Here is a 15,124-nt window from a genome sequence, read left to right as displayed (position 1 = left end):
GATGCAATCGTCTAGGCAAATCGCAGAAATCGCCACCTTTCAAAGCTTCGCAAACTGCTACCTGCGCGAAGTCAATCCGGGCATCCGGGCCATGCATCGCGCCGCAGGCGGCGCCGTCGATTGCGTGGAATGGTCTCTTCCCAGGCAGCAGATGATCCTGCGCGCCGAGGTGACGTCGCCGTCGCTCTGCGGCCCACACCATTTCGGCAGGGTCTGGGGCAGGGGCGTGTCCGACGCCACCTGGCGCCAGATTGAACTGATATCGGCCCTCCATATCCTGGTGCACGAATGCTACCGCCAGGTCGACGAGGCCAAGGCCGACGTTTTGCGCGGCTTCGAGCTCGAACTCTTGATGCGCGTGCTCGAAAGCTACCAGCAGACGGCGCTCTACATCGACAGGGCCGCGCCGGAGCCGGCGGACGGCGACCATTTCATCGAAGCGGAGCAGTCACTCGTCTTTGGCCATTGGCAGCACCCGACGCCGAAGAGCCGCCAGGGCATGACCTATTGGCAGCAGGAAAGCTACGCGCCGGAACTGGGCGGCCAGTTCAAACTGCACTACTTCGCGGCAAAACGCGGCGATATCAGGCACGATTGCGCGCGCGCGGTTGCAGCGCCCGAGATCGTGCGGTCCCTCGTCGGGCCGGATGCCAACGGGATCGCGCTCGGCGACGACGATTATCTGTTGCCAATGCATCCGCTTCAGGCTGAAGCCCTGCTGCTTGATCCCGATATCCGCGGCATGCTGGGGGAGGGGCGGCTGCGGCATCTCGGCCCCGCCGGCCCGGCCTTTACCGCGACCTCGTCGGTGCGCACGGTTTACGGCGCCGATGCCGGCTGGATGCTTAAATTTTCCCTGCCCGTGCGCATCACCAACTCCGTGCGTCTCAATCGTCGTCAGGAGCTCGAAGCGGGTGTCGCAATGGCGAAGCTGATTGACCGGATCGGTTTTGCCGAACGCTCGCGAAACTTCCGCATCATTCAAGACCCCGCCTATATCACGCTCGAGCTGCCGGGACGCAGCGAGAGCGGCTTTGAAGTCATCCTGCGGGAGAACCCATTTGCGGACGGCGGCGGGCGGGGCGTCGTCACCGTCGCGGCCCTGACGGCCGATCCGCTACCGGGGCTGGTTTCGCGCCTCGAACGGCTGGTTCGGACGGTCGCCGCCCGCACGGGCGAGAGCCTGCTCGATGCGACGCACCTCTGGTTTCGCCGGTATCTCGATTGCGCCGTCGAGCCGCTGATCCGCCTCTATGACGACTACGGTATAGCGCTCGAAGCCCACCAGCAAAACAGCCTGCTGGACGTCGGCACCGGCTATCCGTCCGTCAGCTACTATCGGGACAATCAGGGCTTCTATCTCTCGGAGCGGTACCGCAGCCTGATTGCCGGCCATGTGCCCGAGACGCAAACGATCGCGTCCCTCTATTTTGCCGAGAGCGAAATTCGGGATCGCTTCGCCTATTACCTGATCGTCAATCAGGTCTTCTCGGTGATCAGCCGCATGGGCCATGACGGGCTCTGCGACGAGAGCCTGCTCCTGCGCGAACTGCGCGCGCATCTCGAGCGCTATGCCACCCGAATGAGTGGCGCCGGGCGTGACTTTGCCCGTCACGTGCTCGACATGCCGACGATCGTCTCCAAGGCCAACCTGACGACGCGTCTCTACGACGTCGACGAACTGCAATCCAGCAACGCGCCGTCCCTTTATCGCCCCGTGCCGAACCCGCTGAGGGCGCCGGCTGTTCTGACTGCGCCGAGGACCGACCATGCCATTGCCTCTTGATCTCAATGGCCGCCCGGACGAGCGGGTGCTTCGCCAGCTCGTTGCCGCGCTGCTGTTCGAAGGTATCGTTGAGGCCAGCGAGCACACGGACGGGGATGTCACCACCTTCCACTGGTCGATCGGCGGCCGGCAGTTCCGCTGCCACGGCGCCATCGGCCCCTTTGGCCGGCTCCGGCTGGCTGCCGGATCGGTAGAGATGCGCGATGATGCGGACGGCTGGGTCGTGCCGCCGCTGGCGCAGCTGGTATCCGTCCTGCCGGGCAGCGGACCGACGCGCGGAAAGCTGCTCAACGAACTCACGCAGACGATCGCCTTCAGCGCCTGGAACGAGCGTCAGGTACCGGCGCGGCTGCGCCGCGCTTTGTCATTTGCGGAGTTGGAGGGAGCGCTTGAGGAGGGCCATCCCTATCATCCCTGCTACAAGGCGCGTACCGGCTTTTCCGTCGCCGACCATGCAGCCTATGGGCCCGAAATGGGAGGAGCGTTCCAGCTCGTCTGGCTTCTCGTGGCGCGCAAGCATCTTCGCTGCGCGATCCCCGGTGACGAGGATGCCTTCTGGGAAGCGGAACTGGGGGAGGAAACCTGGTCCGAACTCCGGGCGAAGCGGCAAGAGCGCGGTGTTTCGCCTGATGCGTTCGGTCTCGTACCGCTGCATCCCTGGCAATGGCGCGAACTCCGTGAGAGACAGCTTTCTGGCTGGATCGCCGCGGGCGAAGCCCTTTGCCTCGGCCCGGCGGGGGACCGATACACGGCGACGCAGTCGGTCCGATCCCTGTTGAACCGGGACCGACCGTTGGCCGCGAGCGTCAAGCTGCCGCTCAACATCGTCAACACCTCGTCGCGCCGTACCCTTGAGCCGCATTCGGTCTGCACGGCGCCGGTGATCTCGCGCTGGATCGCCGAGATGGTTGCCGGAGATCCGGCCTTTCGCGACCGCTATCCGCTCACCGTCCTGCAGGAATATGCCGGCATCATAGCCGACAGCGACGGCCCTTTGGCCGGACAGGTCGCAGCCATCTGGCGCGAGAACGCGGAAGCGACGCTTGGCTCCGGCGAGGCCGTCATTCCCTTCAACGCGCTGATGATGGTCGAAGCGGACGGGCGTGCCTTCGCCGACGACTGGATCCAGCGCTTCGGCTTGATGCCCTGGATCAACCGCCTGATTGAAGTCGCGGTCCTGCCTGTCTGGCACCTGCTGGTGCACCATGGGCTTGCGGTAGAAGCGCACGGGCAGAACATGCTGCTCGCCCATCGCGATGGCTGGCCGGCCCGGCTGATCCTGCGCGATTTTCACGAGAGCATCGAGTTTTCGCCGGGCTTTCTGCGCGCGCCGGAAAAGGCGCCGGATTTCCTGTCGCTCGAGCCGATCTACCGGGAGGCGGAGCCCGACCAGTTCTATTGGACGGACAACCTGGATTCGCTGCGCGAATTGGTGATGGACACGCTGTTCGTCTACAATTTGAGTGAGATCTCCCACCTTCTCGACCACTGCTACAACCTGCCGGAAACGCTCTTCTGGCAGCGCGTTCAAACCGTGCTTGCCGCCTACGAGGCGGAGCACGGCGCGACGGAGCGGCTGGCGCAGCTCGGCTGCGACCAGCCCCGCATCCTGACCGAATCCCTGATGACGAGGAAGCTGCTCGCGCTCAAGCCGGAATACCACCACGAGGTGGCAAACGCCTTGGCATGAAAGAGACCGCGTCCGCTGAGAGAACGGATCACTGAGATGCAGGTGATGATTGAGGGACAGCCACGCTTCCAGCCTTTCGGCTTATCCTGTTGGGGTTTTGGAGATCTCAACACGGGAGTTGGAAGCATGACTGCGTCCTATGATTACCATATCGGCGTTGATTACCACAAATCCTATAGCCATCTGGTGGTGCAGGACAGCAGCGGCAAGACGCTGCGCTCCGGCCGGGTGAAGAACGATCGCCAGTCGCTCGGCAGCTTTCTCGAGCGGTACCGCGAAAACAGCCATGCGGTTGTCGAGGCGACGCGCAACTGGATGGTTATCTACGACTGGCTCGACGACATTTGTGATGATGTCGTTCTCGCCCACCCGTTGAAGGTCAAGGCGATCGCCGACGCCAAGATCAAGACCGACAAGATCGATGCGACCGTGCTGGCGCATTTGCTGCGCGCCGACCTGGTGCCGGAAGCCTGGGCGCCAAGCGAGCGGTCGCGGGACCTGCGTGTCGCCCTGCGGGAGCGGATGTTCTACGTGCGGCTGCGCACGATGACGAAGAACCGCATCGTCACGGTGTTTGATCGCTATCCGGAGCAGACGGCGCAACTGAAGACGCTCGGCGATCTGTTTGGTAAGGCCGGCCGCATTCAGCTTTCGCAGGTCAACGTCTCTGAGATCGACCGCATCCAGATCGACCGTGGCCTCGCTTTCATTGGCGCCATCAATGAGCGGATCAAGCAGTCGGAAGCGACGATCCGGGCGATGACCAAGGCCAATCCCAACGTGAGGCTGTTGAAGACGATCCCCGGCATCGGCGAGTTCTTCGCCCGTCTGATCGACGCGGAGATCGATGACATAGCGCGGTTCCGCAACCCGAAGAAGCTGGCCGCCTATGCCGGGCTGGTGCCCTCGACCTATTCGAGCGGCGGCAAGACCTATCACGGCAAGATCATCAAGCAGGGCAACAAGTGGCTGCGCTGGGCTTTCGTCGAGGCAGTGACACCGGCGATCGCCAGCGATCCACAGCTTCGCGCCCAATATGAGCACCTGAAGATCAGAGGAACCAACAAGGCGCGTGTGGCGATGGCGCGCAAGCTTTTGACGATCGCCTTCCAGATCCTGCGCGACCAGCGCGCTTACGAGCCGCGCGGCGAAAGCATCATCACGGAAGGCGCGTCAATGAAATCCCGACTGTCCTGATGACTTTCTAGCGAGCCTAGCAGTGCCGGGCTGCGCTCCTCAAGGAGAATGGGAAGCCGGGAACCGAACGCCACTCTGTGACCGAAGCCAAGGCATCAGGTCACGCATTGGAGAATGGTTCAGAACCGAAGGACGGCCCTGTCCAGCGGAACGAAGGCCATTGAGCCGATCGGCAAAAAGGCCGGTCAGAACAAAACCGAACCCAAGGAAAGCCGCCAACTCAAGGCGTTCTGCCCCTTGCGTTCTTTCATTGGAGAAAGCCATGATCCGTATCGATGACAGGCTCTATGACGAGGCCTATTTCAGCGCCAGATCGGCCGAACTCGCAGCCGAGATCGGCTTTGGCGCACAGGACACCGGCCGCTACGCCGTCTGCTTCTCGGAGACGGTCGATTGGCTGGCTCTGTTCTTTGCCATCCGCAAGGCGGGCGCGAGCGTGCTGCCGATCCATCCGGGCACACCCTATCCGGCCGCGCGCAAGCTCGCGATCGGCGCCGGCTGCGACCGGCTGTTCTACAACAGCCTGACGGCCGAAGTTCTCGAACCATCCGACCTGCTTTCGGCTGAGGGCACGCTGTTGCAGATGAGCTCCGGAACGACGGGCGCGCCGAAATGCGTGGCGCGCAATTGGACGGAAATCGATGCCGAGATCGAAAGCTATGTCGCCACCTTCCGCGAACCGGAGGACATGACGCCGGTCGTCGCCTGCCCGACCACCCATTCCTACGGGCTGATCTGCGGCATCCTGGTGGCGCTGAAGCGTGGGCAGACGCCGGTCATCGTCAACACCGCGAACCCGAAATATCTCCTGAAGGTGCTGCGCGAGATCGAACGGCCGCTGCTCTATTCCTCGCCGGCGATCCTGCACACGCTGGCGCGGCTGACGCCCGCGGGCGAACAGATCCACGCGACGATGACGTCGGGCACGCTGCTTCCCGATCCGTGGTTTGCCGACATTCGCACCAAGAGCCGGTTCATGTTCCAGCAATATGGCTGCTCGGAATCCGGCTGCATCGCCATCAATCCGGATGTGACTTCCGCCGGTGACATGGGCTTCGTCCTGCCGCATCTGATCGCCGCCACCGGCAACAGCGCCGAGGACGCGGCTGAGATCGTCGTTAGCAACGGCGACGGCGCGCCGATCCACACGCGTGACCTCGGCTACCGGCGCGCCGACGGCATGCTGGTCTTCGTTTCCCGCCTGGACGACATGATCAACGTCTCCGGCCTCAACGTCTATCCGAAGGACGTGGAGGATGCCGTCATGGCGATGCCGGCGGTCACCGACGCCGTGGCCTTCCGCAAGGCCGATCGTTTTGCCGGCGAGCGCGTGGCGCTGCTCTTTAGCGCCGAGGCGCCGGTGGCGCCGCAGGCCGTGCGCGAATGGTGCAGCCGACACCTCGCATCTCACCAGTTGCCGATGGAAATCCTGCAGATCGATGCAGTTCCGCGCCAGGCGAACGGCAAAATCAGCCGCCGCGATGTCGCGGCCCGTCATCTGGCAGGCGAATTCAACAAACCGATTGCGGGAGCCGCATCATGACCGAAAGCGAAGTTCTGGCGGCGATCGAGGCCGTCCTGACCGACAAAATGGCGCATGGACATATGGACGGCTTCGGCCTCGATGCCCGTCTCAACGAAGATCTCTATCTCGACTCCGTGCTGATCCTCGAAATCTTCCTCAATCTCGAGCTCGAATACGGGTTGTCGGTGCCGGAAGAGGCGATCGCAAAACGGGAGATCGAAACGGTCGCCGATCTCGTCGCGCTCTATGTGCCGAAGCCGACCGCCGCCATCGTGCCCGCCTTTCCGCTCACCGGCGGGCCGACCGACGAGGGGGTGCACGGCGAGGCCTATTACGACATCAAGGTCCATTGCTTCGTCAGTTGCGTCTCGGACGGCCTGAAGCGAAACGGGCTCGATCAGCGGCCGTTCTATTTCGGTGTCTGGGACGCGAAGTTCGCGGTCAGCGAGCGTTTCGAGCTTCTCTATCATGCGCCCGATATCACCCAGGAATTCTTCCGTGGCTGGTTCGAGCGGCTTTACGGCGTTTCCGTCGTCGAGTGGTACGATCCGCAGCGCACCAAGCTCGACAACCTCGCAGTGCTGCTCGGGCTGATGAAACAGCGCGGCGAAACCGGCTCGGTCATGGTCATGCTCGACATGTTCCACCTGCCGGAGCGGGAGAACAAGTTCAACCAGAACCCCTTCCCGCACTATCTGATGCTGCAGGAAACGGCCGATCCCGACACATGGTTCGTGCACGATCCCGACTATCGCTGGGAGGGCGAGATTGCCCGCGAGAAGGTCGTTCACGCCATCATGCAGCCGACTGTCGGCGGCGGTTATGTCTTCGACAATGCCGAGGCGCGCGCGCCGTTTGCCGAAGATCTGAGGGCCTATTTCGAGGCCTGCTTCGTCCGGGACCGCAATCCGCTGGTCGATGCCGTCAGAGCGATAGTCGCCGCGCATCTCGACGGGACGAACGGTGTCGCACTCACTGATCTCGGCGCCGCGGTGCGGGAACTGCCTGTTATCACCATCCGAAAATACGCCTATGAGCACGGCTTTGCCTTCTACTGGCGGGCGCTGAAGTTGCCGGCCGCCGAGTTCGAGGGCTGGTGCGGGGAGATCGAGGCGCTGGTTCAGTCGCTGAAGACGCTGCACTACGCCTGCATGAAGCTCGCCCAGACAGGCGATCGCTCGCTGTTGGGCGCCGTCATCGAGCGTCTCGACGAAGCCGACCGGCTGGAGACGAAGCTGAAGGTCAAGCTCGCAGAGGTCTTCGATCTCTGGTGCGATCTTGCCATCCCCCAGGAAATCCGTCCCTTGAAGAGAATTGCGCGATGAGAGTTTCGCTCTGCACCATCACTTTCCGCCACCATCTGATCTCGCTCGACGAGATCGCCGCCTGGGCCGAGGCCAACGACTTCCAGGGTATCGAACTCTGGGGCGCGCATGCGCGCAACCTCTCGCCGCGCGCGGATCGCAACGCCGAATGGCTCGACGGCTACGGCCTCTCGGTGCCGATGATCAGCGATTACCTGCCGCTCGACGGCGACGTGGAAGCGCTGCGGCACAAGGCGGTCGAGCTTTGCCGACTGGCGCGCCGGTGGCGCACCCGCAAGATCCGCACCTTCGCGGGAAGCCGTGGCAGCCTTGACGTCAGCGCTGACGAGCGGCGGGAGATTGTCGAGCGCCTGAAGGAGATCTGCACCATTACCGCAAGCTACGGCATCCAGCTGCTTGTCGAAACGCATCCGAAGACGCTCGCCGACACGGCGGCCTCGACGATGCGGCTCATCGAAGAGGTGGACCATCCCTCCTTCGCCATCAATTTCGACACGCTGCATGTTTGGGAAGGCGGCGACGACCCGGTCGCCGTGCACCGTGCGATGAAACCGCACATTCGCCACTACCACCTGAAGAACATCGTCGGCCGGGCAGAACTTTCCGTCTTCGAGCCGGCCAATGTCTATGCCGCGGCCGGCAGCCGGCGCGGGATGACGCCGCTCTTCGAAGGGGTTGTGGACTACGAACGGTTCCTGACGGAGATCGCCGATGAGCCGTCGGTCGACGCGTCGCTTGAATGGTTCGGCAACGATTGTTTCGAGACCCTGCGTCGCGATCGCAGGCAGGTCCGCGAGGCGGTTGACGGGACCGAGCCGAACCGCCGGGCCGCCGGCCAATAGGCGTTACGCATCATGATGGCCCGGAGGTCTGCGCGCCGGCTCGTGTCGGCGCGGGGCCTATTGTGTCTGAAGCCTGTAGATCTCGGTCTCTTCGCTTCGGCCGGCCAGACAATGTTTGCCGAGCTGGGCGAGATCGGAGCGATCGTCATCAGCCACCAGACCGAAGGTTTCGCCGCTCAGGAGGATCATTACCTCTTCACTTGGCGCGATCGATTTGCCGAGCTGCTCCAGCCGGTTGCAGGCGTTCACCGTGTCGCCGACGATCGTATAGGCCGACCGACCGGTCATGCCGATATTGCCGGCAACGACCGACCCGGAATGGATACCGATGCGCACCCTGAGGGGCGGCAGGCCCTTTAGGCGTCGCTCGGCGTTGTCGCTGGCGATCGATTTGGCGATCGCCCGCGCTGCCCGGATTGCCCGATCTGCATGGTCCATTTGCGCGTCGGGTGCGCCCCAGAAGGCCATGACGCAATCACCGATGAACTTGTCGATGGTGCCGCCTTCGCTTTCGATGCAGTGGCCGAGCAGATCGAAGTGGCTGTTGAGCAGTGCCGCCACGTCGCCGGCGCTGGTCTTTTCTGCCGTCGCGGTGAAATCGACCACATCGGTGAACATGATGGTGACGGTGCGCTGGGTGGATGCCAGGTCCTCACGACCGATCAGGTGGCGCACGAGCTTCTTCGGCACATAGGTCTCAAGCCAGCGCAGCCCAGTCAGCATCGTGTTGTAGGCCTTAGCCTGCTCGTCGAGTTCGGTGAAGAGGCTGCCGGGAAGCGGCCGCAGAGCGGCAAAATCGAGCATGCCGACGGCACGGACCTCACGCGCCATGCTGGTGACCGGGCGAACGATCAGGCGACCGACAACCCACGCGATGACGATCGCGACGAACAGCACCGCGAGGCCGGCAATGCCGGCCCGCAGCAGGTCCCACACCGGCTTCTCGACCGCTTCGATCGGAACCTCGACACCGATAATGAGCGGAGAGGGAGCGTAGCCGCGGATCTCGCGCGTCAGGACGACCCGTCCGTCGTCCCCGAGCTTGACCGCGCGTATCTCCATGTCCGAATCGTCGAAGGTCTCGGCCGGTTCTTTCCACAGTGCGGCGAGAAAAGGGTCGCCCAGTTCGTCGAGCTTCGGCAACCGATGCTCCGCCGAAAGGAGCGGATGTCCCGCGGCCATCAGCGGATGGGCGAGAACCTGGTCGCGGCCGTAGAGGACGAAGGGCGTCGCCCCCGGGTTCGAGACGGCAATCTGGCGCAGGAAGTCGGACATGGTGTCGACCGTTATCGTGGCACGGAAAACGCCGGCAAATTCACCGTTGTGGTTTGCCGGTTGCTGCAAATTCGTGACTGACGTGCGTATCGCCGGATCGGGTACGAAATAGACGGGCCCCCAGTGAGGCGTGCCGCTGCGCCGCGCTTCCTCGATCTCCGCGCGCTCGTTGTCGCTCGTGACCTGGTCGGTATAGGAAAAGACACCCTTTGGACCCTGCGTAACGCCGATGATATCGCCGTTGGGCTTCACGAAAGAGAGTACTCGAACTTGCGGCGTTGCCGCCAGAGCGCCCGTCATCACGCGTTCGAACTTCGGCGAATCCTTCGGGTCGAGGCGGCCGGCACCGACCTCTCGCGCCAGAAAGGCGAGCTGATCCTCCACAGGCGAGAAGCGGCTGCCGATTTGCGTCTGCACCGCCTCCAGGCCGAGATGCGCCGATTGCACGAGCAGGTCGCGGGTCGTGCCCGCTGACATGAACCAGACGACCGAGAGGATAACGGCTGCGGTCAGGGCGACCAGGGCTGCCATCACGATCGCCAGGGTGCGCGACAGGGAGATGGTTCGGTTGGGTGTTTCGGCGTTAGTCGCCTTGGTCGTCTGCACCAGCATGCCTCATGTTGCAGCAGGTGCTCGCCATTCGCGCGGCCCCGCAAGGAATGCACCCTCTTCTAGCTGTTTTGGGCTTTTTTCCAAGCGTGCGCCGGCCTTTCCCGTTCTGCGTCAATCTGTCCCTTGCAGCCGCCGGCTGATCGGCTCGAACTCCGGGGTCGCCTTGCGCGGCGTCGTGTCGCGCTCGTTGGCCTCCATCTGCTGCCAGTATTTCCAGCCGACCTTTTTCGCGCCGAGCTCGTAGTCCATGCCGTCCCAGGCATCCTCGCGGAAACTGTAGAAGGCCCAGTGCAGATCGTCCCTGTCGAGCGCGGTCAACACGTCCTCGAGATAGGTCTTGCAGCCGGACCAGAGGCGCATGCAGCCGAACTCGCCGGCAACCAGCCGATTGAGCGGCACGCCCTTGTCTTTTGCCCATCGCACCGGCTCTGCAAGATAGGCTTCGACCCGGGCCCTGTCCCACGTCTCCTCGCCGTCGCCGAAGGGCACCTTGCCGGGGTAGGCGTAGGGCTTGTCGCGCTTCATGTTCGGTGCGCTGGTCGCGGCATAGGGCTCATACATGTGGAAGCTGTAGAGCACCTTCTGGTCGGTGAGCGCTGCCGGCCAATAGGAAAAGGCGTCGGCAGCCGCATACCAGCCGGCATCCGCCATGATGGGCGTTGCCGGGTCGACCGCCCGGATGGCGGCGATTACCGTCTTGTAGAAGGCCCTGAGGTCCGAGGCGCTGCCCGCCTGGTCGCCGTACCAGGCTTGCATCGTCTTTCGGTCGGCATGTTCGGCAAGGCCGTTCCTCTTTTCAGGCGCCGGCTCGTTGACGATGTTGTAGGCGGCGACCGCGGGATGATCCTTCAGCGCGCGGGCCAGATCCTGCCAGAAGGCTGCTGCCTGGCCCCACCAGATCTTGTCCTGCCAGAGACGGCCGTCGAACCGGTTGCCGTTGTTCTGCGCCCAGCGCATGCCGGGCAGCGACAGCGGCGCGATGACGACCTTGAGGCCCGCCTTGTCGGCCCGGTCGAGGGTCTCCTTCAGCGTCTTGAGGTCTGCCGCCGGTATGCCTTCGTATTTGTCGGCGTCGCCGATCAGATAGTCGCGCTTGGCCGGCTCCCACTTGTCGTAGGACAGGCGCACCCAGGTGGCGCCGTAGCCGGCCAAGGCCCTGAAATAGGCGTCGTCCGGGGGCAGCCGGTTGAAGCTGTTGCCGCCATGCTGCGGCTTATCCCAGAAGGTGATGAGATCGGCGGCACTGGCGGAGCCCGCAAGGCTGCAAGCGAGGAGGGCGGAGGCAATCAGGCGCATTCGGTCGGTCCTTCTGGAGTTCTTGGCCTTCGCGGCTCTTGGTTTGGCGCGGCCAACCTACCGGCGGATCGTTTCGCTGAAGTTCCCTGGGGAACAGCGTCAGGGTTCAAAGCGAGTTTGCGAAACCCATTGGCGGTGACTGATGCCTAGCGGTTTCGTTCTTCGCGAGAAAAAGGCCTCGCAGCGGATCAGTGATCCGCTGCGAGGCCCGCTTGCCTGGATATCTTCGCGATCAGTCGGAAAGCGCTGTCGCCGCCTTCTCAATCAGTTCGGCGACGGCGGCCGGCTGGGACAGAAAGACCGCATGACTTGCCTTGACCTCGACCGTATCGCTGCCGGCACGCTTGGCCATCGTCCGCATCAAGTCCGGATGAATGGCCCGGTCTTCGGTCGCAATCAGCGCCCAGCTCTTCTTGCCCTTCCAGGCCGGTGCCGTGATCTTCGTCTCGAAGGCAGATTTTGCCGGGAAGACCTGGGAATGAGCCATGAAACGGGCTTCTACCTCGGGAACGTCGGCGGCGAAGTCCGCGGCGAAGATTTCCGGATCGAGATAGAGATATCCGTCGTCCGTTGCCGCGATGCCCTTGGTTGCAGCCGGCTTCCTGGCTGCCAGGTCAAGCAGAGTTTCGCCAGCATCCGGCTGAAAGGCTGCGACATAGACGAGGCCGGCGACGTTTTCGGAAGTCCCGGCTTCGGTGACGATCATGCCGCCATAGCTGTGGCCAACGAGGACCGATGGGCCGTCCTGCAGGTCGAGGATGCGTTTGGTTGCCGCGACATCGTCGCCAAGCGAGGTCATCGGCGGTTGGACGACCGTGACGGTGAAGCCTTTGGTGGTCAAAAGGTCGAAGACCTTGCGCCAGCTCGAGCCGTCGGCGAGTGCGCCGTGCACGATGACGACATTCTTGACGGGTTCGGCCAGGGCATGCCCAAGCGGGGCCGCCGCCAAAGCCAGGAGTGTGGCAGCCAGGATTCTCATCTTTCGCATTCTTAGGTTTCCTTTCCTTGAGAGCGGAGTGATTGTTCCCCGACAAGCGGCGCCTTCTTCGGGTGACGCTTCTGGATTTTGAGAGGCGCACGCATGCTCTGGCCGCGGGGTCCGCGGCGCATGATGGTGCGTCTTCGATAGTTCGGACGGCTATTGCTGAACTATGGGAAGAGGAGAGCCGCTTGTCCGGCAGCGGTTCGCCGGCCTGCCGTCAGCGCCATTGCGGATGCCGCGAGCGCGTTGCGGTCAAGCCAGAAGTGGCGGTAGAGATCGCCGATCGTGCCGGTCTGGCCGAAATGTTCCACGCCGTGCGCGATGGTGCGGTGGCCGGCGACGGCACCGAGCCACGAGAGCGCTGCCGGATGACCATCGAGCACGGTGACGATCGCGCAGTGGCCGGGCAGCGGATCGAGCAGCCGCTCGATATGGCTTTTCGCACGGGGGTTGCCACGGGCGCGTTCGCGCTGGGCGGCCGTCCAACCGGCATTGAGACGGTCAGCCGAGGTGACGGCGAGCACGCCAATGTCGCGGCGGACCTCGCCTATAAGTCCGGCAGCGGCAATCGCCTCGTCGGCCACCGCACCCTGGTAGGCAATGACGACATCGCAGTTTGGCCCTGGCTTGCGCAGCCAATAGGCGCCGTCGATTGAACCCTGGCCAAAATCATCGTCGACGCGCTTCAGCGGCTGTTCGAGCGGCTTGGTGGTGAGCCTCAGATAGACGGAGCCGCCGGTCTCGTCGCGCAGCCAGGTGCGCTCGTCCGGATCGTTGTCGCCATCGCGCTGCATGTAGTCGAAGGCCCATTCCATGATGACGGCGAGTTCGTCTGCAAAGGCTGGTTCGAACGCTGCCAGTCCGTCCTGGCTGATCCCGATCAGCGGCGTGCCGATCGACTGGTGCGCGCCGCCTTCGGGCGCCAGCGTCACGCCCGAGGGCGTGCCGACGATCATGAAGCGGGCGTCCTGGTAGCAGGCATAGTTGAGCGCATCGAGGCCGCGGCAGACGAAGGGGTCATAGACAGTGCCGATCGGGATCAGCCTTTTCCCGAAGAGCGAATGGCTGAGGCCGGCGGCGCCGAGCAATAGGAACAGATTCATCTCGGCGATGCCGAGTTCCACATGCTGGCCCTCCGGCGTGAACTCCCACTTTGCCGTCGATGGAATGCGGTGCTCGATGAAGGCGTCGGCGAGCGGCTGGCGGGCAAAGAGCTTGCGCCGGTTGACCCAGGCGCCAAGACTGGTGGTGCCGGTGACATCGGGCGACGTCGTGAGGATGCGTTCGGCCAGGTCCGACTTGCCCTTGGCGAGATCGTCGAGGATCTTGCCGAAGGCCATCTGCGTCGACACCTCGCGCTGGGTCTCAAACGCGATCGGCGGCACCTCGAGTCGGTGCTCGGCGTGGCGGCGTATGCCTTCGGCAAAGAAAGGGACCGCGGCGAGGAACGCCTGGAGCGCTTGACGATCCGCCACTCCGGCGAAAGGCTCCCATTCCTCGCCGCGCCCGACACCCATATGCGCCTGCCATTCGGCGAACTGGGTCGTCGTCATCAGGCCACCGTGATTGTCCTTGTGGCCGGCAATCGGCGTGCTCCAGCCCTTGATGGTATAGGCAAGGAAGCAGGTCGGCCGATCATGGTCGATCGCTGCGAAGGTTTCGGCCATCGTCTCGACGCAGTTGCCACCGAGGTTCTCCATCAGCGCTGAAAGCTCGGCATCGCTGCGCCGGTCGATGAGCGCCGAGACGTCACCCTGGTCGCCAAGATCGTCGGCAAGCCGTTTGCGCCAGACGGCACCGCCCATGAAAGTCAGCGCCGCATAGTCCTGATTGGAGCAACCGTCGATCCAGTCGCGCAGCTTCTGGCCGCCCGGTTCGGCAAAGGCCGCGCGCTGTAGCACGCCATATTTCACCCGCACCACGTCCCAGCCGAAGGCGTCGAAGATTTTCTCGACGCGCTCGAACAGGCCCTCGCGCACGATCCCGTCGAGCGACTGCCTGTTATAGTCGATGATCCACCAGCAGTTCCTGAGGGCGTTCTTCCAGCCCTCCTGCAGCGTCTCGTAGACGTTGCCTTCGTCAAGCTCGGCATCGCCGACGAGCGCGACCATGCGGCCGATCTTGCCCTCGCCCCATTGTTTGGCACGGACGAAATCCTGGACGATCGAGGCGAGCGCGGTGATGCCGACGCCGAGACCGACGGAGCCGGTCGAAAAATCGACATCGTCGACATCCTTGGTCCGGCTCGGATAGCTCTGCGCCCCGCCAAAGCCGCGGAAGTTCTCAAGTTTCTCGCGCGTCTGTCGGCCCATCAGATAGTGCATCGCGTGGAAGACCGGCGCCGCATGCGGCTTGACGGCAACACGATCCTCCGGCCTGAGCGCCGAGAAATAGAGCGCGGTCATGATCGAGACGACCGAGGCGCAACTGGCCTGATGCCCCCCAGTCTTGATGCCGTCGACCTTCGGCCGGATGTGGTTGGCGTGATGGATCATCCAGTGGGAGAGCCAGAGCAGGCGCTTTTCAATGGTCTTCAGATGGGTCGTGTCGGTCATCGCCAGGTTCCGATGGAGAAGGACGTAAGGTGACAGTCT

Annotated in this window: 10 protein-coding genes; 6 read left to right on the top strand and 4 right to left on the bottom strand. The window is 63.5% G+C overall.

The features are described 5' to 3' along the window. The first annotated feature begins 1 nt into the window (after position 1). The 6 genes from OVA00_RS03775 (at position 2) to OVA00_RS03750 (ending at position 8,365) form a co-directional block, all read left to right on the top strand. Positions 2-1,786 (top strand): IucA/IucC family protein, encoded by a 1,785-nt coding sequence (locus tag OVA00_RS03775; RefSeq protein ID WP_060582313.1) that lies wholly within the window; start codon positions 2-4, stop codon positions 1,784-1,786. Continuing rightward, positions 1,770-3,476: an IucA/IucC family protein gene (locus OVA00_RS03770; RefSeq protein ID WP_268088042.1), complete on the top strand. Its 1,707-nt coding sequence runs from the start codon at positions 1,770-1,772 to the stop codon at positions 3,474-3,476. The genes OVA00_RS03775 and OVA00_RS03770 overlap by 17 nt, the downstream gene beginning before the upstream one ends. 126 nt (positions 3,477-3,602) lie before the next feature. Continuing rightward, entirely contained in the window at positions 3,603-4,673 is a 1,071-nt protein-coding gene (locus tag OVA00_RS03765) for an IS110 family transposase (protein WP_268088041.1), read from the top strand. 262 nt (positions 4,674-4,935) lie between these two features. Next, entirely contained in the window at positions 4,936-6,216 is a 1,281-nt protein-coding gene (locus OVA00_RS03760; protein WP_268088040.1) for an AMP-binding protein, read from the top strand. Further along, positions 6,213-7,523: a DUF6005 family protein gene (locus OVA00_RS03755; RefSeq protein ID WP_060585547.1), complete on the top strand. Its 1,311-nt coding sequence runs from the start codon at positions 6,213-6,215 to the stop codon at positions 7,521-7,523. The genes OVA00_RS03760 and OVA00_RS03755 overlap by 4 nt, the downstream gene beginning before the upstream one ends. After that, positions 7,520-8,365, top strand: a complete 846-nt coding sequence (locus tag OVA00_RS03750) for a sugar phosphate isomerase/epimerase family protein (protein WP_060529013.1) — start codon at positions 7,520-7,522, stop codon at positions 8,363-8,365. The genes OVA00_RS03755 and OVA00_RS03750 overlap by 4 nt, the downstream gene beginning before the upstream one ends. Positions 8,366-8,422: 57 nt before the next feature. Here OVA00_RS03750 and OVA00_RS03745 read toward each other — a convergent pair whose 3' ends face one another. The 4 genes from OVA00_RS03745 to OVA00_RS03730 all read right to left on the bottom strand — a co-directional run bounded on the left by OVA00_RS03745 (position 8,423) and on the right by OVA00_RS03730 (position 15,085). Continuing rightward, a complete protein-coding gene (locus tag OVA00_RS03745) occupies positions 8,423-10,246 on the bottom strand; it encodes an adenylate/guanylate cyclase domain-containing protein (protein WP_159415697.1) in 1,824 nt (607 codons plus the stop codon). Positions 10,247-10,363: 117 nt separating this feature from the next. After that, positions 10,364-11,548, bottom strand: a complete 1,185-nt coding sequence (locus tag OVA00_RS03740; protein WP_034787610.1) for a glycoside hydrolase family 5 protein — start codon at positions 11,546-11,548, stop codon at positions 10,364-10,366. Between the two features lie 232 nt (positions 11,549-11,780). Next, positions 11,781-12,536 (bottom strand): alpha/beta fold hydrolase, encoded by a 756-nt coding sequence (locus OVA00_RS03735; RefSeq protein ID WP_268088037.1) that lies wholly within the window; start codon positions 12,534-12,536, stop codon positions 11,781-11,783. 161 nt (positions 12,537-12,697) lie between these two features. Continuing rightward, positions 12,698-15,085, bottom strand: a complete 2,388-nt coding sequence (locus OVA00_RS03730; RefSeq protein WP_268088036.1) for a 1-deoxy-D-xylulose-5-phosphate synthase N-terminal domain-containing protein — start codon at positions 15,083-15,085, stop codon at positions 12,698-12,700. Positions 15,086-15,124 lie beyond the last annotated feature (39 nt).

The sequence above is a fragment of the Ensifer sp. SL37 genome, from assembly GCF_026672675.1.
Taxonomy (GTDB): domain Bacteria; phylum Pseudomonadota; class Alphaproteobacteria; order Rhizobiales; family Rhizobiaceae; genus Ensifer; species Ensifer adhaerens.
Note: the sequence above shows the minus strand (reverse complement) of the source record. Positions and strands in the feature narration are given on the sequence as shown.

Bases quoted from the DNA above. Each gene is read 5' to 3' on its own strand.
- OVA00_RS03760 (WP_268088040.1), top strand. From the start codon at position 4,936: ATGATCCGTATCGATGACAGGCTCTATGACGAGGCCTATTTCAGCGCC.
- OVA00_RS03730 (WP_268088036.1), bottom strand. From the start codon at position 15,085: ATGACCGACACGACCCATCTGAAGACCATTGAAAAGCGCCTGCTCTGG.
- OVA00_RS03755 (WP_060585547.1), top strand. From the start codon at position 6,213: ATGACCGAAAGCGAAGTTCTGGCGGCGATCGAGGCCGTCCTGACCGAC.
- OVA00_RS03740 (WP_034787610.1), bottom strand. From the start codon at position 11,548: ATGCGCCTGATTGCCTCCGCCCTCCTCGCTTGCAGCCTTGCGGGCTCC.
- OVA00_RS03770 (WP_268088042.1), top strand. From the start codon at position 1,770: ATGCCATTGCCTCTTGATCTCAATGGCCGCCCGGACGAGCGGGTGCTT.
- OVA00_RS03765 (WP_268088041.1), top strand. From the start codon at position 3,603: ATGACTGCGTCCTATGATTACCATATCGGCGTTGATTACCACAAATCC.
- OVA00_RS03750 (WP_060529013.1), top strand. From the start codon at position 7,520: ATGAGAGTTTCGCTCTGCACCATCACTTTCCGCCACCATCTGATCTCG.
- OVA00_RS03775 (WP_060582313.1), top strand. From the start codon at position 2: ATGCAATCGTCTAGGCAAATCGCAGAAATCGCCACCTTTCAAAGCTTC.
- OVA00_RS03735 (WP_268088037.1), bottom strand. From the start codon at position 12,536: ATGCGAAAGATGAGAATCCTGGCTGCCACACTCCTGGCTTTGGCGGCG.